The organism is Actinobaculum suis (assembly GCF_900102025.1).
Taxonomy (GTDB): domain Bacteria; phylum Actinomycetota; class Actinomycetes; order Actinomycetales; family Actinomycetaceae; genus Actinobaculum; species Actinobaculum suis.
Genome location: NZ_FNAU01000004.1, coordinates 60,829 through 84,806 on the forward strand (window position 1 = coordinate 60,829; position 23,978 = coordinate 84,806).

The following is a 23,978-nucleotide window of genomic DNA, read 5'->3' on the forward strand; positions in this document are numbered from 1 at the left end:
ATTTTTTATGCGCGCGCGGCTACGGTATTGGTGTGAGTCCTTTCTTCAAGCGCAATCGCAATAAAAATAATGCCTCCCGCGAGGGCGTGGAGGAAGTACAAGCCGGGGAATTCTCCACACCGAGCGCAGAAAGCCCCGCACCGAGTGCTGCCAGTTCCGAGGTCGCCAACTCGGAGGCTGCCAGCTTCACGGAACCCGGTTCCGTGCCGAGCGCGGATAGTACCGCGGGCTTCTCACTAACGCCCGGCGAAACCACAAGCGCAGCGGAGGGCACCACCGGTGCCAGCGTCGCCTCTGCCAACAGTGCCGCAGATAACGCGGCAGAATCTCCCGCTGATTTAGAACTACCACTTCACCGGGATGTAACCGCGCGCAGCGAAACCCAACTTACGAGTAGAACATTGGCCCCGAGTGTGGAATCACGGCCCTCCGCTGGGCCGGGCCGGGCGGCGGGAACTCCACCGGCACGGCACGCAGCCTTGGGTGGCGGTTGGTCGCGCCGTAGCGCCTTACGTTCGGGCCGTCGGTACCGGGCTGCCGGCACTTCTTCCCGTACTGATTCGCGTGACGCAGAAGCGCGGAACACCGGCCTTAGCGGTGAAAGCTTTTGGGGCGGGGGCGGTGCCACCGCGATGACCAGCGCGGAAGAAGCTGCCGAACCTGCGGTGCAACTACCGGAACCTAGCCGGGAAGAGCTTTTGGCCACAGCGCTAGATGAATGGCGCCAAGAACTTACCGCCGCGGTCGCTGAAAACGAATCTAAGGGCACCAATCCGGTAATTGATCTCACCCATCCGCATCCAACCGGTGCCGCGCAAATCGCTTCCGGCTCTCCCGCCCTGCTTACGTCTTTGATCCGGGAACCGTACGCGCAAAACGAAGCGCTCAGCACGCTGGTCCAACTGCGCCAAAAAATCGCGGAAAACCGGGAAAAGTACGGATATGCGGTAGTCCATTTCGCGATCGGGGAGATCACCTGGACGGAACTACCTCCTCGCAAAGATGGCGACCAGCTCGAAAACTTTTATGAACAAACCGGGGAACTCAAACTTGATCCGCTAGAGATTCGCCGGCGCGAAGCCGCTGCCGAAGCGGGCCTGGGCCTGGCCTCCGCTAACCTTTCCGGAACCGGTACCTCTAGCACTTCCAGCACTGCCGGCACGGCCAGCACCTCCGGCGCCGCCACCCACGCATTCGCAGCAGGCAACTCTACCGCGAACTCTGCCGCGAGCAGTTCTGCTTACAGCGGCGGCCCGGTAGATGACAATGCGCAAGCCGAAGCCCTCGCCCGCCCTAATTCTTCGTATTTGGAAACAAGCACAGCAGTCCGGGAAGTCCAAGAAGTCACCCACGCGGTGCTTTTACGCACGGTCCGTTTGGAAGACGAAGGCAAAGATTGCCGCATCGTCCCCACGCGGGATATTTCCGTGAACCCGAAGATTATTGCGGCGCTGCGCGCCCACGGCACTCCCACCCGGGAGATTCGCAAGCTTTCTTCCCTGGGATCCATGAGCGAAGACGAAGCGCTCAACCAGGTGCGCCAACTCGCGCAAATATATTTGCCGGGCGCGAGCTATACACCGGCCCGCAAACTCGGAATTTTCATCGATCCGAACCGGGAAATCCTCGAAGACGTCAACCAAGCCCGGCCCTATATTCGCCGCTCGGGAGTGTTGGCCGCAGTTGCGGGCCATACCGAAACCCGTAAACTCACCACGGTTCCCTTAGCCCCGGCCGATAGAGAAGACCGCAGTCCGGAAGGTGAACGCGGGGTAGGCGATCAGGACGTAGCCGAACTGGCGGCGGTGGAAGCCGTAGCCACGGGCCGCGACGTCGTTATTGACACCCCGCCCGGATCTAACGACTTCGGGGCGAAAGTATCCGTGGCAGCCGACGCTGCCGGTTCGGGCCGTTCGGTTTTGTACGTGCCCGGAAGCGCGAACGAAGCGCGCGCTTTCGTGGAAGAAATGAACCGGCTCGGCGTGGGCAACCTCGTCGTCGACTTTACGGATTTGGACGGGGCACCTTTGCGGTTGCGTACCGGCCTGCGCCAACGGATACCGGAGGTGGACGACGCCGCTACCCTAGAATTGCGGGCGCGGCTCAAGGAAACCCGGCGGGCCCTCAAAAACTATGTGGCGGCTCTGCACGAAACCGATCCGGCGTGGGGAATGTCTGTACACGACGTCTTACAAAAACTCACCCAACTCACGCACGGGCAGCACGCTCCGGCTACGGAAGTCCGCCTAGCTGCGGATGTGGCACGCGACGTTTACGAACACTGGGATGAAGTGCTCGAACAGCTGGTGGAAGCGGCCCGGGCCGGCGCTTTTGAAGGGACGGACGGTTCGCCGTGGGCAACCTCCACGGTCCGTACCGAAGCGGAAGCGGAACGTGCCTATTCGGTAGCATCGCGAATGGCGAGCGAAACCGTGCCCTTGGCGATGGAACAGTCGCAACGGATCGCTTCCGAAACTGGTTTGGACCGGCCGGCCACGGTGGCCGCGTGGATCGAACAAACCAAGATGCTCGACGGCGTTTCCGCCACGCTCGACGTTTTCAAGCCGGATATTTATGCCCGCTCGGTGGAAGATATGGTGATTGCGACCGCGACCGATGAATGGCGCGCCCAGCACGGGGAAAGCATGAAGCGGAGTCAACGCCGGGCACTGCGCAAACAAGCCAAGGACTATGTGCGGCCCGGAGTTTCGGTGCACGACATGCATCATGCTTTGCTGGAGGTCAAAAAACAGCGGGAAGTGTGGCGGCGGTATTCTTCGGATTCTTCCTGGCCCACTTTGCCGGAAGGTATGCCGATGATTCGCGCTACCGCGCGGGAAGTGGAAGAACGCGTAGCCGAACTGGAAAGCTTCCTGCCCGGCATTGGCAAACTTGACCAGATGCCGATCGAAGAACTTGTGGCTTTGACCCGCAAGCTCGCGGCCGGCCAATCGGTGATTGCCAGCCAGCCGCGGCGCAATGAGTTGCTCTCCGGTTTGCACCGGCGCGGGCTGGGCGCACTGGTGGAAGACTGCGCGCAACGCGAAGTTCCGGTACAAAAAATTGCGAGCGAACTCGAATTGGCCCTCACCAATTCGATTTTCGAACAGCTCATTGCTCGCAATACGGTGCTTGCCGATTTGGGGCCGGCCGAACTTACCGAACTGCTCACCCAGTTCCGCACGCTCGATAAACAGCACACGGAAACTTTGCCGGGGCCGATTATGCGGGCCGCGGTAACAAATATGCGCAATATTGCGCGTAAATACCGGGAAGATACCCTCACGTTGGATGCGCGTTTGGGCACGGGCGGGGTAGCGGCTCTCCCGGAAGTTACCCGCGATTATTCGGCGCTGGTCCAAGCTTCCCGCCCGGTGTGGGTAATGCCGGCCGCCGTGGTAGCACATATTTTGCCGCCCGCCCCCTGGGCAGACGTAGTGCTCCTAGATGGCATTGGTAGCACCCCGCTTTCGCGTGTTTTGGGGGTGATGGTGCGCGGCGGGCAGATCGCCGCTTTTGGGGATGTGCGCGGGGCAGAACCCGGCAGCGCCCTGGCGGATTTGGCCGAAGTGTTACCGCACGTAGAACTACCTGCCTTCCGCACCCAACATGACGGCCTGGCCACCGAGTTCCTATCCGAACTCGGATATGGAGACGTACTCGTCCCCATGCCAAGCACGCGCGAAAATGACCCCCACCTGCTTACCGTGGTAGATGGGCGCGGCGTGCCTGCCCCTTCCACCGGCATGGTGGAAGCTACCCCAGCCGAGGTCGACGCCGTAGTAGATGCGGTAGTCAACCACGCGCTGAGCCGGCCGCAAGAATCCTTGGCAGTGGTATCAATATCGGAAAGCCACACCGAACAGGTACGGCAAGCAATCGACCGGGCCGTGGCCGAAAACCCGGCCCTCGCCAATGGCTTGCGCGAATCCGGGCCCGAACCTTTCGCCGTGCTCAACGTGGTAGAAGCGGAAGGTTTGCGCCGCGATTCTATTATTCTCACGGTCGGCTTCGGAAAAACCGTACACGGCCGGGTACTCCACTCCTTTGGCCCCCTGCTCCGGCCGGAAGGCGTTTCCGGTTTGGTGGCAGCAGTTTGTGCGGCGCGGCGCGATACGCGAATCATTTCCGCGATCGGCCCGGGAGAAATCGACATCGACGATCTGAGCGGGAAAGGCCCGCGCCTGCTCGCATACCTGCTCGATATAGCGGGTGGGCGGGGCGCTAACCACGCCGAACCGAGCATGGTGGGCTTCACCGCTCTGGAATCAGACCTGGTAAGCCGCCTCCAAGCCGCCGGCCTTTCCGTGGCCACCCACTACGGATATGACTCGGGGATGCGGATCCCCATCGTCGTCACCGAAAGTGACGAAGACGAAACTAAACCCGCGGAAAGCCCCGCCGGTACGTCAGCTGCTATTGCTCCGCTTTCCGGAGCGTCTACCGAAACTTCCGCTCCGACTGTAAACCCCACCGCCCCGAGTGCGGGCGCGCCCAGTGCGGTCTCCGGCGGCGGTGCCGCCTTGCCGGCTAGTACGGAACTGTCTAGTACCGGTACGAGCGAAGCGGCGGTGGCGCCTAGTATGAGCGGCGCCCACAACGCTAGTTGCAGTGCCGACGCCGCCGTACGCACCGCGGTGGAAGCGGGCGTGAAACCGGGGCACAAGGTTGCGGTGCTGCTCGACGTCGATGACTACGTGGCCGAGCCTTCGCTACGCCGCCGGGACCGCTATACGGCCGAGGTTTTGGAAGAGCTGGGGTGGCGCGTGTATCAGACTTTCACGGCTTCCTTGTTCTTGGATCCAGCTGGGGAAACAGAGCGGATTATTGAGCTTTTGCGCCGGCCGGGTGCAGATGCAGAACCAGCCCCGAGCGGGCCGGAACCGGTGGAAGTGCCGAGCACGGTGGAAAGTGCAGCCTGGGCGGCTTTCGGTACCGAAGATGACCATGCGGAAGTAGAACGGGAACTCGCGCAGGCCGCCGCCCAAACGGAACGGGAAGAGGCACGCAAACAGCGCGGCCCGCGCCCGGAGATAACCCCGGGTTTGCCGCTCGCCGCATATTCGGACGATCAGCTCGATGCCATGGTGGCCTGGATCGGTTCGGACGGCGTGGAACGAAGCGAACTGGACTTCATGAAGGCATTGCGCGCAGAACTGGATATTAAGCGCCGCGGCGCCCAAATCGACGCGATTTTGCGCAACGTGGTACGCCGTTCCGGTCTGCTTTCTCCCCAGAACTCGAAACCGGGTTCTTCCCAAAACTCCCAGCCGGGCCGCTAAATCATGCAGGCAAAGAAACCCTCCGAAGGCAGTACTGGCCGGCGGCGGCACCGGCCCGCGATCCAGCTTTCCACGGTGGACCAAGCACGGCTCGCGCGCGGAGAAATTGCTAGCGCAGAAGAAGCACTGGTACAAGCCCTGCAAAACCCGGTGACCGCCGTGCCCCCAGCGGGCGCGGCACGTCCGGCACGCAGCCATGCCCCCGCGCCGCAGCCGCAGAGCGCGGCTACGGGCGCGGCTACGGGCGCGGCTACGGGCGCGGCGAAGCAAGCGGCCAAGCGCACGGCAGCAGGAGCGGCAAAGAAACACACAACAGGCGCGGCAACGAGCGCGGCTACGCCTCGCGCCAAGTCCGGTGCTAAACAGCGCCCTGGCAGGCTTACGGGCAAAAATACGATTATCGCGCGGAATGCGGAAGAACAGCGCTTGCTAGATGAAAGGCCGCCGCATTTCGGTAAAATCTAGAAACCGAAATGCGGCGGCCGGCAAGCGCCAAAAGTCGCGCGGTAGCGGGCTAGGCTCGAAGTGGCGCGGTAGCGGGCTAGGCCCGGAGTAGCGCGGTAGCGGGCTAGGCTCGAAGTGGCGCGGTGGCGGGCTAGGCCCGGCGGGCGGCCAGCATGAGGCCGGCCAATTCCCACGGCTCAATGATTTCGGGCCAGTTCGGGATATTGCCGGAAGGAGCCCATGCCACTACCCAAGATTCGCGTTCACGCGGGGAATCTCCGCCATGGCCGCCTTCATCACGGTGGCCATGATCGGTAGTGAGCACCACCAGCCAGTCTTCATCCCGTGCCGAAATCACCTCGATGAGGTGCCCCACATGGGCGTCAACTCGGCGGATTGCCGCGCGGTATTCTTCGCCTTGCAGTCCGTATACATGGCCGGCGTCGTCCACGTCGCAAAAGTACACGAAACCCACGTCAAAAGCCTCCGGGGAACGTAACTTCGCTGCGGCAATATCTGCGATTTCGGCGTCGATGCGCTGGTAGCCATAAGTTTCGCCGTCGCGCACGATCACGTTATGCAAACCGGCATATTGCTGTTCCATACGCGGATGAATGATCGGGCCTAAACCGCTTGGATCTACCAAAACCGGCCAACCGGCAGCGGCGAAAGTGGTAGTGCGCTGATCTTCGTAAAATGCCTGGCTAAGGAAATCTGGGCAGTTCCACGTGCGGCCACCCACGCAGGAATTGTCACGCAAACCGTGTTCCGCATGGGTAGTACCCGTGAGAATAGAACCCCATCCGGGCGCAGAAATCGTGGGCACTTCCATCGTCATCTGATGCCAGGAACCCTCCCGGGCCAGGCGTTGCAGATTCGTACCCACTCCCGGTTCGGCCGCAATCGACCAGCGAGTACCATCCAGGCCCAAAAGTAACAGCGGGCGCGGCCGGACCGCGGGCGAAGTAGAAGAAACCTGCATAGCCTGCGCCGGGGTGGCTTGCGGCCCTGGTGCAGCTACGGTTTGCGAAGCTTGCGAGGCCTGCGAGGGCTGCGAAGCTTGCGAGAGCTGCGAGGGTTGCGAAGCTTGCGAGAGCTGCGAGAGCTGCGAGGGCTGCGAAGCTTGCGAGGGCTGTGAACCTCGCGAAGCTTGCGAGGGAGTGACATGCGCGGCGGAAGCCGCATTACGGGCAAATGAGTTCACAGGGCGCTCCAGGCTTTTTCGAGGCGGCGGTAGATAGCAATCTCATCCTCGGAGGGGGTATCCACCACGGTGTCGGTGCGGGCTACGCGTAGGGAAACACGGTCGCCCAAAGCAAACTTGCTAGCTTCGCGGGCGAGCATATCGACCCGCAAAAGGCCTTGCCCCAAATCTCCTTGCACCGTGAGCGAGGAAGACATTCCGCGCAACTGGGCGTCGATAACCTTATAGCGCGCCTCCGGATCCTTTTCCATAATGAGCTGTTCAGGCCGAATCAAAGCGGTTGCCAGTTCACCTTGCGCGGCCGGCGCATCCCGGTTCACGATCCGCAAGTCAGTATCCAAAACGCGCAAATCATCTCCCATAACCTTGCCGATCACCCGGTTGGCTACACCCACAAACTGGGAAATAAAAGGCGATTGCGGATGCAGATACAGATCTTCTGGGGTACCAATCTGTTCAATACGGCCATTACTCATTACGCCTACGCGGTCGGCCATGGTGATCGCTTCTTCCTGATCGTGCGTCACCATGAGAGTGGCAATCCCCGCGTTTTGCTGAATACGGCGAATCTCATCGCGCAACTGTACGCGTACCTGCGCATCCAAAGCCGAAAGCGGTTCGTCCAAAAGCAAAACGCTCGGTTCGATTGCCAAAGCCCGCGCCAAAGCCACGCGTTGCTGCTGCCCGCCAGACATTTGCGCCGGGAATTTCTCCATTTGGTCGGCCAAGCCCACCATCTCCAAGAGTTCCTGGGCGCGCCCGCGCCGCTTAGCCTTCGCTTGCCCGCGAATTTTCAGACCGTATTCCACGTTTTCTTGGGCGGTCAGATGCGGGAACAAAGAATAGGCCTGGAAAACGATACCCATATTGCGCTCGCGGGTAGGCGTATTAGCAATATCCTTCCCGTCAATGAGTACCTCGCCCGCATCCGCGGTTTCCAACCCGGCTAATACGCGCAGGCAGGTTGATTTGCCCGAACCGGAAGGGCCGAGCAAAGCTACGAGCTCACCCTGCTTTATTTCTAGTTCGAGATCTTTAAGTACGGTGACGTCCCCGAAGGACTTCACAATATTTCGCATATGTACAAAAGAATGAGACACGTTTAAATCCTTTACTTGCGGCGGGTGCGGCGCTGGTCATGATTGGCGAGGGAAGAAATCGCCTGGAGTAAGAACCAGCTAATGATCGTGACAATAAATGACAGTGCCGCAACACCCTTGGGGGAGGAGGAAGAAACTTCCACCATGTACACCGGGAAGGTGTAGTGGCCGAGCAAGGAAGCCATTGCGTATTCGCCCAACACTCCGGAAATACAAAGCAGCGAAGCAGAAAGCATTGCCACGCGTAGATTGGGAATGATTACCCGAGCCAGGGTTTGCGCCGTCGAAGCACCTAAAGAAGCGGAGGCAGCAAACATGGTTTGCAAATCGAGAGATTTCACGCCCGCATCGATCGCCCGATAACACAGCGGCATTACGATCACCACGTAGAGCGGCACCAGAGACCAAATCGAGGTAACGAAAGCCGGGATAATGGCCCGATACAGCTCCGAAACCCCTGAAACGAGGGCTACGGCCGGCACCACCATAGGCAAAATAGAAAGTGTTTCCGCGGCTTTCGCCAGTTGCGGGGCCCGCAAATTGAGAAACACGATGGTGGGTACCAAAAGCACCAGCATGAGTAGCGTGGTGGCAATAGTAAGCAAAACTGTGTTCACCAGCGCTTCGCCGGCCCGCCCCAAACCGAATACTTCGAGGAGTGGGTCGAACGTAAAGGGCTTGCCCGGGCGCGAAAAACCGTAAACGGCAGCCGCCAGCCAAGGGAGTAACAACCCTGCCAAAGCCACGCCAAGAATCGCGACCGTACCCCAGTTGTAATCGGCCGAAGCACGCAAGCCCCGGGCTTGCGGCGAAGCTGATTTTGCGGGCCGCACCCGCTCGGAAGCGGGCCGCACCCGCTGGGAGGCGGGCCGCACCCGCTCGGAAGCGGGCCGCACCCGCTGGGAGGCGGGCCGGGCCTGCCGGGTTGCGATTAGTTCTTCAGCCATTGGTCACTCTTTCGGGTTAGGTAGAAACGGATACCCATGGCAGCCAAAATAATGACCATCATCCAGGTCACCAGGCCGGCCGCGAGTCCAGGGTTGAGCAGCACATTGCCGGAAATGTAGAAACCAATGAGGATCGGCACGAGGTTGAGCGAACCTCCGGCAAGCGCGAATGCTGTGGCATAGGCAGCGAAAGAATTCGCGAACAACAGGAGGAAAGAACCCAGCAAGGTCGGCCACAAAACGGGGATAACGACGTCGCGCAGGTACTGTGCTCGCGTGGCACCCAGTGAGGCGGCCGCCTCGTACCATTGTTTCTTGATGCCGCCGAGGGCGGGAAGCATGAGCACCGCCATGAGGGGAATCTGGAAATACAGGTAAACGAGGGTTACCCCGGTGAAACTCGTAATCGAAAAACCGTCTAGCATCCCGGGGAACAGCTTGTTCAAAATCCCGGTGAGTAAGCCTTGTACGCCGAGCAGAGCAATAAAAGCGTAAGCCAAGTTCACGCCTCCGGATTGGGAGGCGAGAGCCGAAAAGCTGCGTACCAAAGAGTTTAGCCAGGCGGGTTTGCGGGCGCTTTGTAGCGCCCAAGCCAGGACCGTGCCGAGGATCGCGCCAATAAAAGCGGTGAGCACGGAAAGCTTGGTCGTGAGCACAAAAGCTTCCCGGTGCGTGCTGTCCATCGCTTCCGCCATCGTTTCGAAGGAGAAACTGCCATCGGGGGCGCGGAAGGCCGTAACCAGATTGGCCAGCAACGGGAAAATAAGGAAGAAGGCCATGAAGGCGAAGAAAGGCAGGGCGCCTGCCCAGGTGCCGGCACGAACCGAACTCCAGGGCAGGCGCCGGCGCTTCTCACCTGCGGCCTTTTCCTGTTCAACAGGATGGGCTACAGAAGTCATGGGTCTACATCTTCACTTTCTTAGCCCATTCGGAAGCAATAACCTTATTAGCCTTATCGCCTTGTTCTGCGGAGGGTAGTTTCACCTGGGCCACGATCTCGGGATCAGGCAAAGAAGCCAGGGCTTCATCGGAAAGCTTTCCGGCTTCGGCAAGTTCCGTGAAACGCGCCGGGATGGCCCCACCTAGCGCATACTGTTCCGCACCTTCATCGGAGGTCAACCAGTCCACCCAAAGGCGGGCCGCATTCGGTTGCGGAGAATTCACGGTTACTGGCTGGGCGTAATAGTTCCCGAAAACGCCGTCTTCCAGCACGAAGTACTGGAAGTTCACGCCGTCTGCCCGGAGCTGTTCTTCCCGGCCCAACCAGTTGTAATTCCAGTCGAAGATAATATCTGCTTCACCTTGGGTCAATCCGGCCGCGGCGGAAGAAACCGTTACGAGGTTGCCAGAATCAGCCAGTTCCGCAAAGAAATCAATTCCCGGCTGAATGTCATCGAGCGAACCACCATTGGCTAGGGAAGCCGCAAATACGGTAGCGATAGAGGAAGCTCCCTGGCGCGGATCACCCGGGATCGCGATCTGGCCCTTATACTGCGGGTCTTTCAGATCGGCGAAAGTCTTCGGTACTTCTTTCACCTTGTCCATATTTACCCCGATGGCGATGACGCCGTAGTAGGCGCCAACCCAGTTCCCATCCGGGTCTTTCAAATGGTCCGGGATCGAATCCCAATTTGAAGGCTTATAGGGGTCAATCAGGCCGCGGTCAATGGCCGCATTGGTAAAGGAATAGCCGATATCCAGCACATCTGGCTGAGTTGCCTGCCCCTTGAGGTTCTCCACCGCTTGCAACTCTTCTGCCGAAGAAGCATCCGGAGAATCGACCTTCACCTTCACGCCGTACTTTTCTTCAAAACCGGCGAAATGGCCCTTGTAGTTAGCCCAGGTTTCCGGGTAGGCAATGAGGCGAACTTCGCCTTCTTCTTTCGCCTTCGCGGCGATCTCTTCCAAATTGCTGCCAACAGATTCCGATTTGGCAGCTGAATTTCCATTCCCGCCACCGCAAGCTACTAGAGCTAGCGTGGAAACAACAGCGGTAAGGGCGCGCAGGGCGCGAGTGAAGCCACGACGATTAGCTGTGGACGACATGTTTTTCCTTTCGTAGTCGTAGCAGTTAAACTGCGCTACCGGGGAAGCATGTCACCGTAAATTTACGTGGCGGCATCGCCCGGGTGAACACTTGCGCAACAAATGGCGAAGAGTTCGTGCCCGAGCACGCGGAGATTTTCGTATGCCAACGTGCTTAGCTGTGTAGGAACCGGCGTGCTAGCTGTGTAGGAGCTGGGTACTTACCAGTGCAAGATCTGGAGTAATTAGCCGTGGCAGAAGCCGGCTTGATTAGACGTGCAGGAGAGGTGCGAGTCGCGTGAGCGGGGTGGCGACGACGTCGACCACATGGCTTCCGCTCGCCCGGGCTGCCGCTAGCCCTTGGAAGGAATCTTCGAAGATAAGGCACTCGGAAATATTCACGCCTAGCCGGCGGGCTGCTTCCAGGTAGGGGGCCGGATCTGGTTTGGCAGCCACAGGGTCACTGCCGGTTACTACGGTATCGAAATATTTTTCGCTAAGTGATTCTAAAGCTAAGGTGACCAGATGGCCCGAAGTGGCGGTAACCAACGCTTGGGGGATAGCGGCCGTGCGGAAAGCGCGCAATAATTCGGCGGCGCCGGTAACCAGCTGGCACCGCGAATAAGCCCGTTCGCCCAGTAGTTCTTCTACTTCATCCAGGAGGGCACTGCCGTCTGCAGTTTTTTGTGGCCCGCGGGCCACGGCTTCCTGCAGGCGGGCAGCGTGATCGGCCACGGAAGCCCCCAGCACATAAGCTCCATCTGCCGCAGTCCAAGTACCGCCATGGGCGATCACAATTTCACGGGAGCATTCAGAAAGGGCATCTTCGGTATCAATAATCGTGCCGTCCATATCCCAGAGTACGGCTGCGGGAATATCGGCAAGGCCAAGACCGGTAAGCACGGCATGCAAGCTCATGGGAAAACCGTATCAAAATCCAGCCTCGGGCTAGCACTGCCGGTGCCGTGGCGAGAAAACTGACGTTAGAGGTCGCGGCGGGAAAAACTGGCTCCACGGCTGCCGCGGCGGGAAAACCCCCGAAGGTTGGCACTGCCCGCTGCGGCAAGCCGGGCACTGCCGGCCGCGGCAAAAACAAAAACTGGCCGCTTGCCACACGTGGGTGCGGCAAGCGGCCAGCGGCCAGATAGTAATTCCTTAGCGGGAAACTGCTACCCCGATGCCATTGCCAAAGTTGGCAATCGATGCGGCATCACTGGGCGCCCCGTAAACGAAAGCAGAGTCTGCGGTGCCGGAGGTGAGGCTGTTCTTCACGTAGAAGGTGTTGCCTCGCTTGACTGCCACAGTGTCCTTGCCGTCGCCGTCGAAGTCGCCGGTGAGGGCGGCGTCGTTCGGGTTGCCGTAGGCGAAGTCGAGGTCTGCGGTGCCGGAGGTGAGGCTGTTCTTCACGTAGAAGGTGTTGCCTCGCTTCACTGCCACAGTGTCCTTGCCGTCGCCGTCGAAGTCGCCGGTGAGGGCGGCGTCGTTCGGGTTGCCGTAGGCGAAGTCGAGGTCTGCGGTGCCGGAGGTGAGGCTGTTCTTCACGTAGAAGGTGTTGCCCCGTTTCACTGCCACAGTGTCCTTACCATCGCCGTCGAAATCACCAATCAGGAACTCGTCATTCGGGTTCCCGTAAGCGAAGACCACATCGGCAACCCCGCTAGTGTTCGAGTTACGCAGGTAGAAGGTATTACCGCGGCGCACACCCGGGGTGGCAACGCCGTCGCCATCCCAATCGCCGAAGAACACGACTTCTCCATTATTGCCGTACTGGAACTGCTGATCGGCCACCCCGGAGCTCAAAGAGTCCCGCAGGTACACATTGCCGGTGGCCGGTTTGGCCGGTGCGGGCTCGCTGGGTGCGGGCTCGCTCGGCGCGGGCTCGCTCGGCGCAGGTTGCGCAGGTTCGCCGGTGCCTGGCTGTTCGCCCGTGCCCGGTTGTTCGCCCGTGCCCGGTTGTTCGCCGGTGCCCGGTTGTTCGCCGGTGCCCGGTTGTTCGCCGGTGCCCGGTTGTTCGCCCGTGCCCGGCTGCGGTTCTACAACTTCCGGCTTGGTGACGTTGAGCGTCACCTTTACCGTGCGGATTACGGAAATCCCGGCCGCATCGGTGGCCACGAGGTTTACCGTGTTCTCACCGGGAACGAGCACCGTGCCCGGCACCACCGCGAGGCTGGTATCGCCTTCCACGCCAGCAGCGCCGTCGTCTTCCACCTGGTAGTTCGCCAGCACCTGGGCCGCCAAAGCAGCCTGGTCACCAGCTTGTTCCTGGGCCACGGTGAGCTCCACCGTATCCGGACCGGAAATAACCGGTGCCAGATCCTTGGTGAAGGTCACGGACTGCGCGGTTACGTTACCTGCCAAATCGGTGGACTCCACGCGAATCGTGTGGGTACCGGCCGGCAGGGTGGAAGCGTCGAAGGCATAACCCAAATCGGTTTGCTCCGGGCGGGTAGCCGTCACCTGCGTGGAGACCGTCTGGGTTTCAGAAACATTCTGGAAGCTTTCTTCCACCGACTGCACTTCACCCACGAGGCTCGTTTCCTGCATATCCACTTGCTCGCCATCAACGAGCACCCGCAAAGACGCCAAGTTCGGATCCTGGACCGAAATCTGTGCCTGTGCGGCTTCGCGCAGCAGCTGATTCTCGCTTACTCCCGCGATCGTGACCTGCGGAGCGTCCTTATCAACCACCACCGGAATCACCGATCCCAGCACCTGGGTGTGCGAATCGCTTGCGAACATGAGGATTCGATCCCCGTCCGCAACCGGCACATCGTAGCTGAACTCTTGCCGGTTCTTACCCCCGGCCCAGTTATCGTCACCGAAGAAGTCCGCAACCTTATTACGGTTGATGGTGAGGCTGTAGCCCCAGCCGTCATCTTCGATCGAACCGGCGAAACGCACCTGATCCTGGTTAGTGAACAGGGTGCCGTTCAGCAGATGCGGTTCGGTGAATTCCACCGTGGGCGGCGTGGCATCGAAGAAGATATTCATGGCTTGGTCGGCGCGGGTAACGCCGTCTGCGTCCACGATCTTCACATGCACGTTATTGATGCCCGTGGTGAGCGGCAAGGCCACAGTGAAGGTCTTATCCGCAGCGATCTGGGCCGCTACCGGTTCCGGATTGGCCATGGTGCCATCATCTTGGGCCCGGTTTTGCGGGGTGATCTCGAAAACAGAAACGTCCGAGCCGAGTTTACCGGTGAGGGTGACGACGCCGTCTACCGGCTTTGCGCTCGCCCCCACGAAGCACATATTCAGGCCCCGGCAGTCCATGTTTGTGAACGAGGGGTTCACAAACTTTGCCGGCGCCGGCTTATCGCGGCCCGCAATCAGCACCGATTCGGTGGCCGTGTTCACGCCATCAGAGGCGGAAATCGAGACCGCATAATCGGCGGGCTTAACCTTAATAGTTGCCGTGAAGGTGCCATCGGAAGCCACTTGTGCCGGGGTGGAATTCACCCGCACGCTCAACTGTGCGCCTTCCCGTTCATCAGTAACCTTGCCGGTAACAGTTGCCGAGCCGTCTTCCGCCACAGCCAAGCGGCCAGCGGCGTCGAGCCCCGAAACTTGCAAGACCGGCGGGGTGGCATCATACGTAAAGTTCAGCTCCGTGGAGGAAACTTGCGTACCGGTGCTATCGAAGCCAGCCACCGTTACCTTATTCGCGCCCTCCGTGATGGGGACGAGGGAAGCAAAGGTACCATTTTCGAAGATCTTGGCATCTTCGCCGTTGAGCGTCACCTTGGTGATGTCACCGGAGACCACGCCCTGCACGAACACGGAAGGATCCTTCGGGGAAACCACCTTCGAGCTGGCGCCCAAAAGCTGGCCATCTACCGCAGCCGCATTGGTAACCACCAGGTTTTGCGGAGCAAATACCTTCGCCGCAGTGCCGGTATTCAAACCGTGATCGACCGCGGTTACCGTTACGTAGGCCAAACCGTTTTCTACCGGGAACTCCCACGTATCGTTATCCAGCTTGGTGAGCGGCAGTGGCTTGCCTTGCGGATCGTTGACGGTGGGATCCCCGGTAACCCCGGAGGTAGCGTCCGTTACCGTCACCTTGGCCTTGCCGGCCACCGGATTCGAAATCTCGATTACCGGCGCCGTGTTATCGACCCCAAACTGCATATCGGTTTGCTGCCATTCGAAGCCTTCACCCAAGCGGGCCTGGATCCGGTAGGTGTAAACCCCATCCGGTACCGGATCTTCCTTAGCCGTTTGCGGGTTGTAAACCGTTCCATCGAAAGCCGCGAAGCTGGGTGAAACGCTAGCGTTCTTCCCCTTCTTCTCATACGTGCGCGCAATATAGCGGCGCAGACCTTGCTGCTGGGAAAGGTCGCGCACTACCTGGCCATTGGCGTCGAGCACTTCGTAGCGGAAATCTCCCGCGTTACGCAAAAGCAGGTAGGAGGGGATCACAGAATCCAGGTAGCCGTCTCCGTTCGGGGAGATCCAGTACTTCAGGCCATCGGCCGGCAGGTACACCTGGTATACGCCCCACAGCATGGCAGGGGCTACCAGCCCCGTCTTTGCGCCGATCCCGAGCGTATCTTCACCCGGCTTAGCCACGATCGGTTCCGCATTCCAGTTCCCCACAAAACCGAGGTACGGGACGGAAAGATCCGGAACACCCGCGGTGGCAGAAGCGAAGCGCGCCCAACCTTCAATGAAATGATCGCCACTCTTCGTATCCGGCTTCAAAGTGAAGGTGACCTGGGCGGTGCCATTAGCCGGCACTTCCACCGTGGAAACATTCGGCGTCAAAGATTCCTTGGAAAGGAAGGTAGTGGTTGCTTCCCCGGCCGCATTGGTCTCATTGACCACTTGCTGGGCCGGCAAAGTGTAGCCCACGGAAACATCCGAATGGTTTTCCAAAGTAACGGTGAAGCTCACCGGTCCTTTGACTTCCCGCAAAGCCACCCACGGGTTGCCATCTACCGTTGCGGTGATGGGCGTTTGGGCCGCCTGATCCACGCGGATCAAACCCGCACCAATCTGGCGCGGGGCGAAAGGCACCCCGGCGGTAGAGGTCGGAATCTGGGCGGTATTTGCCAAAGCTTGCTGGATACGCGTATTCGTTTCGACCGCGTTCAGCTGCGGGTAACGCTGAACGTAGAGTTCCCGCATCACGGCCACGGCGCCCGCCACATTCGGGGAAGCCATGGACGTACCGTTTTCGGTAGCGTAACGATTGTTGTTTTGCAGGGAGTACACCTGCCCACCAACGCCCGCAATCTGCGGTTTGAAATCGAGGGTGGGCGTGGGGCCCCACGAAGTGAAGCTAGAAGGTTCGCCGGGTGCCGAATTCGGCAAGACGATCGTATCCTTCGTGGCGCGCAAGGTTACTTCCTTGCCGGCCGTGAGATCGTCAATGATCGCCAGGCCGTCGGAACGCTTGAGGGAACCGCCGAGCACATTGAAAGAATCAAGGCCGGCCATGCCCACAAATTCGTCCCCGCCTTCCGCGTGGTTGTAAACGAAGACGCCCGCCGCGCCGTGGTTCACGGCATTGCGGAACTTATCTTCGAAGGTGTTTCCACCGCGTTCAATTAGCGCAATCTTGCCGGAAAGGTCTGCGGCCTCGCCCTTAAAATCTTCGGGTTTGCCGGTACCGGCGTTGACTACCGGGTAGTCCTTATTATCAGCTTCCCCGCGTTGGATCGAAATCGCTACGTCCCGTTCGGTGCCGTTCGCGGTGACTACGCCCTTGGGTTGCGTGGAATGCGTGTTATTGATCGAAGCTACAGAGAAAGCTTCATCGACCGTGGAGGGGCTACCTACCGTGCCATCATCGAGGAAACCGAAAGCATCGGTATTCTCCCCGGCTGGGGAGAAGTTCTGGCCGTCATTACCAGCGGCGACGACGGTCATAACCCCGGCTTCCTTCGCCTTTTGGATCGCCACGGCGGTACCGGAAGATTCTTCGTAGTTACCGTTTGGCGAACCGAGAGACATATTAATGACGTCGGCACCGAGCTTCACCGAGTCTTCAATCGCGGCGATAATATCGCCATCGGCAGCGCCTCCGCCGCCGCCGTTGGAGAAGACTTTCATCGCCAACAGCTGGGCATTGGGTGCAATGCCTTCTACCCGGCCGGTCTGCTCAAAGGTTTCCCCGGGTTGCAGGCCGTTCGCGCCCACGATGCCGGCCACGTGCTGACCGTGTTCGGAACCGGTGGTGTCAATAATTTCGTAGGTCTGATCGGCGTAGTTGAAGCCATTGGGCACCTTCTCCGTGAAGGTACCGGAAGTGCTCACGGCTTTGATCTTGGCCTTGCTCGGATCGTCGAGGCGCAGATCCCGGTGGCTGGTATCGATACCGGTATCCACAATAGCGACGACGGTACCGGTGCCATCAGATCCAGCAACCCGGTAGGCCTCCGAAGCTCCCTGCTGATCCCGGGCCGAATGTTCGGTGGGATAAGACTTATCGCCTTCCGGCAGTGCGTCTTCCGTTGGGTAGTAGCGCCGTTCGATCTTCACCGATTCGACTTCCGGCTCCAAGCCGAGGGCCGTCATCTGGCCGGCCGGCATGGAAGCAGAAAAACCGTTGAAGAGGAAGCCGAACTGGCGATCCACTTGCAGGCCGTATTTATCCGTCCAGCGGGCGAGCAGATCATTTTGTGCCGCTACGTTCGCGTTTTCAGTAGCGCTAGAAGGCGTGGCCGGCTGATTTTTCAGCGTCACGATTACATTTACTAGTGTTGCATCATCCAGGCGGATAATATCTGCCGGGTTAATGCCGAGCTTTTGCAAGCTTTCCGGATCGAGATCATCGGTGGCTGCCGCGGTAGCGGCTGCCGCCTCACGCTGAGCCTGGGCTTGCGCTTCGAGATCTGCGGCTACCGCGGGCACTTGCGCGAGCGGATCATTTGCCTTGGCGGTGGCTTCATCGCCAGCGGGCGGAGTGGTGGCAGCGGCTTCCTCCTTGGCCGCTATCTCCGCTTCAGCCTTGGCTTGCACCTGGGCTTTCGCCTCCGGATCGCCACGGCGGATACCACCAATTTCGGCCGGAGATGCCGTAGCCGCACTTTGCGAGTTTTCGGCTCCACCTCCCGGCTCTGCTACAGCCGCCGGCAAGGAAGCCGGCGTGAGGAGCGCGGCCAACGCAAAAATTGCACCGACCCGCAACCATGGTTGTTTTCGCATATAAATTCCATTCCATCAGGTGAGAAATGAATGCAGTCGCCACGCGCGTGGATGAGGTGGCGAGCAGCCCGTATCTGTTGATATGGGTGTACTAAACCCTAGGTGGAATCTGTTGAAACTCGGACTGGCGGTTCAACAGGTGGACCCCCTTAGTAGAATTCCTGAAAGCGTGCCAGGTGCGCGAAAAGTGTCTGAAAGAAGGCTGGATGAATTCTTAAGCTGAGAGGAAAGTCACCAAAAGTGCGTCAGTTGCGGTAATCTTAAACGAAGATGCGTGGGAATCACCTGTTATTCCGCGCATCGACAACAGTGAAAGTCTTGAAAACCGCAGGTTGTAGCACAAGGGAGTGGGAACAATGGCCTATAAGACCACGAATCCTTATACAGAAGAAGTGGAAAAAGAATTTGACACCTTCACGGACGATCAGGTGCGTGAAGCTATTGGGAAGGCCGATGCTGCTTTCCAGGAGTGGAAGGAAACTTCTTACGCGCAGCGGCGTGAAGTACTCCAACGGGCGGCCGATATCCTCAAGGCCGAAAAAGAAGATTATGCCAAGGTAATAACCACCGAAATGGGGAAGACCCTGGCCGAGGCCAAGGCAGAAGTGGATATCTGCATCGGCATGTTTGAGGACTATGTGAAGAACGGGGAGAAATATCTGGCTCCCCGCGTACTGGAATCCACGAAGTACGGGGAAGGTAGCGCCACCCTGTACTACGAACCGCAGGGCGTAATTTACATGGTCGAACCCTGGAACTTCCCGTACTACCAGCTGGCCCGGGTGGCGGCCCCGCAGCTCATGGCCGGCAATACGCTGCTCTACAAGCACGCTTCGAACGTGCCGCAGTGCGCTCTCAAGTTCGAAGGTTTGATGCGGGAAGCTGGCCTGCCCGAAGGTGGCTTCATCAACGTCTTCGCTTCACACGGCCAATCGGATCTAATCTTGGCTGATCCGCGGGTGCGCGGAGTGGCCCTCACCGGTTCCGAAGTGGCGGGCTCCGCGGTTGCGGCCACGGCAGGCAAGTATCTGAAGAAGTCCACGATGGAACTGGGCGGCACTGATGCCTTCATCGTGCTCGAAGATGCCGATATTGATAAGACGGTTGCCTGGGCGGTGACCGGCCGGCACTGGAATGCTGGGCAGGTGTGCTGCTCTTCTAAGCGCATGATCGTGGTAGACGCCGTTTATGACGAGTTCCTGGAAAAGTACCGGGCCGGGGTGAAGCAGCTCGTGGCCGGTGATCCGATGGACCCGAACACGCAGCTGGCTCCGCTTTCTTCCGCGCAGGCCGTAAAGGACCTGCAAGAACAGCTTGATAAGGCGGTGGCCGAAGGAGCTAAGGCCGAAGAAGCTGGGATTGAACTGCCCGAGAATGGCTTCTTCTTCCAGCCCACTATTTTGACGGATATCCCGGAGGATGCCGAAGCTCGCTACGTTGAGTTCTTCGGCCCGGTATCGCAAATCTACCGGGTAAAGGATGAAGAAGAAGCGATCCGCTTGGCCAATGACTCCCCCTATGGCCTGGGAGGTTCGGTATTCACCGAAGATATCGAACGGGGCAAGCGAGTAGCTCGCAAGCTCGATACCGGCATGGTTTACCTGAACCATCCGACGGCGGTAGCCGCCGATATTCCCTTCGGCGGGGTAAAGCGTTCCGGCTATGGCCACGAACTGATTGACCTAGGCATTCACGAATTCGTGAATATCAAGGTGGTTGTAGATTCGCCGATCGATAGCGATTTCTAAGCCCAATCGCCCCGCGCGCGGCGCCGGGCGCGGGAAATAGAAAAACATAGTAGTACCGGGCCGGTACCAGAAATGGTGCCGGCCCAGTGCTTTGCCTGGTTCCGGCTCGTTGCAGCCGTTCGTTGCGGCCGTTCGTTGCAGCGCGCTGGTAAACCGGGCAAGTACGGTAGTGGTTTTTACGCGAGGGCGCAGATTTTAGGCGATGGCGCAGGTTTTAGGCGACGGCGCAGGTAATGGCCCCGCTTTGCGCCGTCGAAACATTGACGCGTTTGGCAAGCTCTAGCAGTGCTTCCGAACTTGTGGCTTCGGCCAGGAAATGGCGGAGTAGGGAAGCGGTGGCGCGGGCATTTTTGAGTGTGGAGTGGGCGCTGGGAAAACCGATGCTGAGCGCTTTGCAGCAATCGGAAAGATTATTTGTGCGCTGCCCGAAAGGATACCGGTGGGCTAGGGCGAGCGTATCGATTACCTGGATATCTTGGTTGATACCCAGGCCGGCCCGGCCGAACTCAGCGGCGAGGAAGGAAAGATCGAATTGTGCGTTATGCGCAACGATAATGCGCGAGCAAATAGTTTCTAGCAACCAGGGGGCCAGGGCCGAAAAAGAAGGCGCCCCGGCCACATCTTCCGGTGCAATACCATGCGTGACGGCCTGGCCAAGCGGACGGTGGGGATCGAACATCGAGTGAAAACAGCTCACTTCGGTAGCGTGCTCATCGAGGAGCACTAATCCCACTTCGACTATCCGGTCCGCACGTTGGGGAGCAAACCCGGTTGTCTCAACATCTATTACCGCAAAACCACGCATAGTGGAATTATCTACGGAGAGATCGTTCAAAAAGTGGGATTGTGACTAGGAAGCGCTGTGAATCCCCGCTCATGTCAGACAACTGACAAATTTAAAGGTGCACAAAGTTAAATTGCTGTTCACGATAGTTCGAAAATATGCATCTTTAATGCAGCACCTCAGTGCAACCGGTGATCTGCGCCCGCGGATCGGGGTAAACGGATTTTAATTTCATAGGCGATAAATAGTATTAGTAGCCATAAAGGTCCGATAAATGCAGCGATGCGATATTGCGGTAGGTAAACCATTAGCCCTGCACAAAGGGCGAGCATAATGAGCACAAAAACGCTGCTCACGCGGCCTCCCGGCAAGGGGAAGCGCAATTTAGCAACGCCCTCCGGGCCAATTTTCGAGCGGAATTTCCATTCGGTAATAATCACCATGGCCCAATTAATTAGTGCCGCAATGAGGGCAATGGAAAGTAAATAGGTGAAGGCAAAGTCTGGGAAAAGGAAGACTACGAATACCGCGATCACGGTAATGGCCGAGCTTACGAGCACTCCCACATACGGGGTGCCGCGGGAGGACAATTTGAGTAGCACGCGTGGCGCATTGCCTTGTTCGGCGAGGGCATAGAGCATCCGGCCGTTGGAGTACAGCCCGGAATTGTAGACGGAAAGCGCGGCGGTGAGTACCACGAAATTAAGGATATGGGCCGCGAATTTCACGCCGACGGAATCGAAAATCTGCACGAAGGGGCTCGTTTCGCCGTCGATCTGGTCCCACGGCACCACGGCCATAATGATTGTCAAAGACCCTACGTAGAACAGTAAGATCCGCCAAATCACCGCGTTGATTGCCCGCGGAATTGAGCGCTGTGGATTATGTGCTTCCCCGGCCGTAATTCCAATTAGTTCGATCCCGCCAAAGCTGAACATAACCACCGCGAAAGCAGCGGCTGCGCCACCGAGCCCGTTCGGGAAGAAACCGCCGTGGTCTACCAGGTGGGCGAAGGAAGGAGCCTCCCCGGTCGGGCCGGTAACACCCAGGAAAATAACGACGAGACCGAGCCCGATCATGCCAATAATTGCCACCACTTTGATTAGGGCGAACCAGAATTCGAACTCCCCGAAAATTCGCACGCCCGCCAGGTTTATTACGGTGATCACCAGCAGGCAGAAAACGGCGGTAAGCCAGCGTGGCACCTGCGGGAACCAATATTCGACGTACAAGCCCACCACGGAAAGTTCCGCCATGGCCACAAAAATATAGTTGAACCAGTAGTTCCACCCGGAAATGAAACCGGCCCGCGGGCTCCAATGCTGGTAGGCATAGTGGCTGAAAGCCCCGCTCACCGGTTCTTCCACGCTCATTTCTCCCAGCGCGCGCATAACCAGATATATAACGAATCCGCCCACCAAATAGGTAAGAAGAATGGCTGGCCCGGCCAGGGAAATCGATTCATGAGAGCCGTAGAACAGGCCGGTGCCGATAGCCCCTCCCAGGGCGATCATCTGAATATGCCGGTTTTGTAGGTCACGGCGCAGATGCGCGGAAGTTTCATTGCGAGCAGTCACCGGGCCATTCTAGGGCTTAGTTGGATTGCATGTGGGGTTTGTACCATTTGGTGCAACGCGGAGGGAGACTGCACGGTGCAGAAACTGCGCCGTGAAGAAAATGCCCAGCGAAGAAAATGCCCAGCGAAGAAAATGCCCAGCGAAGAAACTGCACGGCAAAGAAACTGCACGGCGAAGAAACTGCACGGCAAAGAAACTGCACGGCAAAGAACCACGCGGGGAAGTAACATGCCGGGCGAGTTTCCGGGCGCCGCGCCCGTTTCTTGAGATGGCGCGCCCAATCTGGTTACTTCCACTAATGTGTACTTACGCCGTACGGGTACAAATATCCCGGTAGCGGCACGAAAGTAGCTTCGTGGCAAACAATAAAACCGCACCGCGGAGGGTGGCACGCGAAGTGAAAATCGGCAGTAACCGAAGTGAAACTCGGTAGTACATAAACCGATTGTTTCGAGTTTAGAAAGTAAAAACAGCGAAAGGAAAGCGAATGAGTCGGATCCTGACTACGCACGTGGGTTCCCTACCCCGCCCGGATTCCCTCCGGGAGGCCAACGCGAAGATGGCTGCCGGCGAGATGTCGCGCGAAGATTTCCAGGCCCAACTGGACGCCGCGGTGGCCGACGTCGTAAAGAAGCAGCATGATATTGGCATCGATATCCTCAACGACGGCGAATACGGGCACATGATGAAGGACTTCCAGGACTACGGTTCTTGGTGGACGTATTCTTTCACCCGGATGAGCGGGTTGGAGTACACCGATGAAGGTTTACATGAGGGGCAGACCACGGGCGGGGGAGCAGTAGAGCTCACTACCTTTAATAACCGGCGGGATTGGGTGCGTTTCAAGGACGCCTACACGAATCCAGAATCCGGTATTTACCAGGCGCAGGGCAAGGAAGCGCAGATGCCTACGATTACCGGGCCGGTGAAATATACCGGGCATGATGATGTGAAGCGCGATGTGGAATTTACTTTGCAGGCGCTCCGGGCAAATGGGCTTTCCGCTGCTGACGGTTTTATTGCGGCACTTTCTCCCGGTTCGGCCGCGCGGATTTCCAACACCTACTACAAGACGGAAAATGACATTCTCTTCGCCATGGCGGATGCCCTGCACGAAGAGTACAAGATCATTACCGACGCCGGCCTTACCGTACAGATTGATGATCCTTCCCTCGCGGAAGGTTGGGATCAAATCAATCCGGAACCGCCGGTGGAGGACTACCGCAAATGGGTAGAAGTGCGGATTGAAGCTATTAATGCGGCCCTGGAAGGAATTAATCCGGAACAGGTGCGTTTGCACGTGTGCTGGGGATCTTGGCACGGCCCGCACACCACCGATATTCCGTTTATTGACATTGTGGATAAGGTGCTCAAGGTGAATGCACGCGGCATTTCCTTCGAAGCAGCGAATGTGCGCCACGCCCACGAATGGAAGATCTGGCGGGAAGTGGAATTGCCGGAAGATAAGGTACTTATTCCCGGCATGGTTTCGCACTCCACCAACGTGGTGGAACATCCGGAACTGGTAGCCGACCGCATCCAAAACTTCACGGATATTGTGGGCCCGGACCGGGTTATCGCCTCCACCGACTGCGGTCTTGGCGGGCGTATCTTCCCCTCGATCGCGTGGGCAAAGCTCGAAGCGTTGACGGAAGGTGCCCAGATCGCTTCCAAACGTCTGCGCTAAGCACCGCTAAAAGCGCTAAGCCGCTAAA

At 58.8% G+C, this 23,978-nt stretch carries 13 protein-coding genes; 4 read left to right on the forward strand and 9 right to left on the reverse strand.

What is annotated here, in order from left to right; all coding sequences use genetic code 11:
• Positions 1-32 precede the first annotated feature (32 nt).
• Both BLT47_RS03290 and BLT47_RS03295 read left to right on the forward strand, forming a co-directional pair.
• A complete protein-coding gene (locus BLT47_RS03290; protein WP_074661551.1) occupies positions 33-5,282 on the forward strand; it encodes a hypothetical protein in 5,250 nt (1,749 codons plus the stop codon).
• Between the two features lie 3 nt (positions 5,283-5,285).
• Positions 5,286-5,747, forward strand: coding sequence for a hypothetical protein (locus tag BLT47_RS03295; RefSeq protein ID WP_074661554.1), 462 nt, complete (start codon positions 5,286-5,288; stop codon positions 5,745-5,747).
• A 130-nt stretch (positions 5,748-5,877) separates the two neighbouring features.
• On the opposite strand, the gene BLT47_RS03300 is transcribed toward BLT47_RS03295, so the two are convergent.
• The 7 genes from BLT47_RS03300 to BLT47_RS03330 form a co-directional block, all read right to left on the reverse strand.
• Positions 5,878-6,930 carry an alkaline phosphatase family protein gene (locus BLT47_RS03300; RefSeq protein WP_218122537.1) on the reverse strand — a complete coding sequence of 351 codons (1,053 nt, stop codon included), beginning with the start codon at positions 6,928-6,930 and terminating at the stop codon, positions 5,878-5,880.
• On the reverse strand, positions 6,927-8,030 hold the full coding sequence (locus tag BLT47_RS03305) for an ABC transporter ATP-binding protein (protein WP_049620186.1): 1,104 nt from the start codon (positions 8,028-8,030) through the stop codon (positions 6,927-6,929). Before BLT47_RS03305 ends, BLT47_RS03300 begins: the two co-directional genes overlap by 4 nt.
• A gap of 11 nt (positions 8,031-8,041) precedes the next feature.
• Positions 8,042-8,977 carry an ABC transporter permease gene (locus tag BLT47_RS03310; RefSeq protein WP_083330031.1) on the reverse strand — a complete coding sequence of 312 codons (936 nt, stop codon included), beginning with the start codon at positions 8,975-8,977 and terminating at the stop codon, positions 8,042-8,044.
• Positions 8,962-9,876 (reverse strand): ABC transporter permease, encoded by a 915-nt coding sequence (locus BLT47_RS03315; protein WP_049620188.1) that lies wholly within the window; start codon positions 9,874-9,876, stop codon positions 8,962-8,964. Before BLT47_RS03315 ends, BLT47_RS03310 begins: the two co-directional genes overlap by 16 nt.
• Before the next feature lie 4 nt (positions 9,877-9,880).
• Complete coding sequence (locus tag BLT47_RS03320) at positions 9,881-11,023, reverse strand: ABC transporter substrate-binding protein (protein WP_074661557.1); 1,143 nt, start codon at positions 11,021-11,023, stop codon at positions 9,881-9,883.
• Between the two features lie 249 nt (positions 11,024-11,272).
• The gene (locus BLT47_RS03325) at positions 11,273-11,920 is read right to left on the reverse strand and encodes an HAD family hydrolase (RefSeq protein ID WP_074661561.1); all 648 of its coding nucleotides are present in this window, start codon (positions 11,918-11,920) and stop codon (positions 11,273-11,275) included.
• A 237-nt stretch (positions 11,921-12,157) separates the two neighbouring features.
• Entirely contained in the window at positions 12,158-18,154 is a 5,997-nt protein-coding gene (locus BLT47_RS03330; RefSeq protein WP_074661566.1) for a S8 family serine peptidase, read from the reverse strand.
• A gap of 356 nt (positions 18,155-18,510) precedes the next feature.
• On the opposite strand from BLT47_RS03330, the gene BLT47_RS03335 reads away from it, so the two are divergent.
• Positions 18,511-19,902, forward strand: a complete 1,392-nt coding sequence (locus BLT47_RS03335; RefSeq protein ID WP_074661571.1) for an NAD-dependent succinate-semialdehyde dehydrogenase — start codon at positions 18,511-18,513, stop codon at positions 19,900-19,902.
• 214 nt (positions 19,903-20,116) lie between these two features.
• Here BLT47_RS03335 and BLT47_RS03340 read toward each other — a convergent pair whose 3' ends face one another.
• Together BLT47_RS03340 and BLT47_RS03345 are read right to left on the reverse strand one after the other, a co-directional pair.
• Positions 20,117-20,737, reverse strand: a complete 621-nt coding sequence (locus BLT47_RS03340) for a 3'-5' exonuclease (RefSeq protein ID WP_141670197.1) — start codon at positions 20,735-20,737, stop codon at positions 20,117-20,119.
• Between the two features lie 128 nt (positions 20,738-20,865).
• Positions 20,866-22,263: an amino acid permease gene (locus BLT47_RS03345; protein WP_244924500.1), complete on the reverse strand. Its 1,398-nt coding sequence runs from the start codon at positions 22,261-22,263 to the stop codon at positions 20,866-20,868.
• 487 nt (positions 22,264-22,750) lie between these two features.
• Here BLT47_RS03345 and BLT47_RS03355 point away from each other — a divergent pair, with 487 nt between their 5' ends.
• Positions 22,751-23,950, forward strand: coding sequence for a cobalamin-independent methionine synthase II family protein (locus BLT47_RS03355; RefSeq protein WP_074661579.1), 1,200 nt, complete (start codon positions 22,751-22,753; stop codon positions 23,948-23,950).
• Positions 23,951-23,978: the final 28 nt, after the last annotated feature.

Bases quoted from the DNA above. Each gene is read 5' to 3' on its own strand.
- BLT47_RS03315 (WP_049620188.1), bottom strand. From the start codon at position 9,876: ATGACTTCTGTAGCCCATCCTGTTGAACAGGAAAAGGCCGCAGGTGAG.
- BLT47_RS03335 (WP_074661571.1), top strand. From the start codon at position 18,511: ATGGCCTATAAGACCACGAATCCTTATACAGAAGAAGTGGAAAAAGAA.
- BLT47_RS03295 (WP_074661554.1), top strand. From the start codon at position 5,286: ATGCAGGCAAAGAAACCCTCCGAAGGCAGTACTGGCCGGCGGCGGCAC.
- BLT47_RS03310 (WP_083330031.1), bottom strand. From the start codon at position 8,977: ATGGCTGAAGAACTAATCGCAACCCGGCAGGCCCGGCCCGCCTCCCAG.
- BLT47_RS03330 (WP_074661566.1), bottom strand. From the start codon at position 18,154: ATGCGAAAACAACCATGGTTGCGGGTCGGTGCAATTTTTGCGTTGGCC.
- BLT47_RS03325 (WP_074661561.1), bottom strand. From the start codon at position 11,920: ATGAGCTTGCATGCCGTGCTTACCGGTCTTGGCCTTGCCGATATTCCC.
- BLT47_RS03355 (WP_074661579.1), top strand. From the start codon at position 22,751: ATGAGTCGGATCCTGACTACGCACGTGGGTTCCCTACCCCGCCCGGAT.
- BLT47_RS03320 (WP_074661557.1), bottom strand. From the start codon at position 11,023: ATGTCGTCCACAGCTAATCGTCGTGGCTTCACTCGCGCCCTGCGCGCC.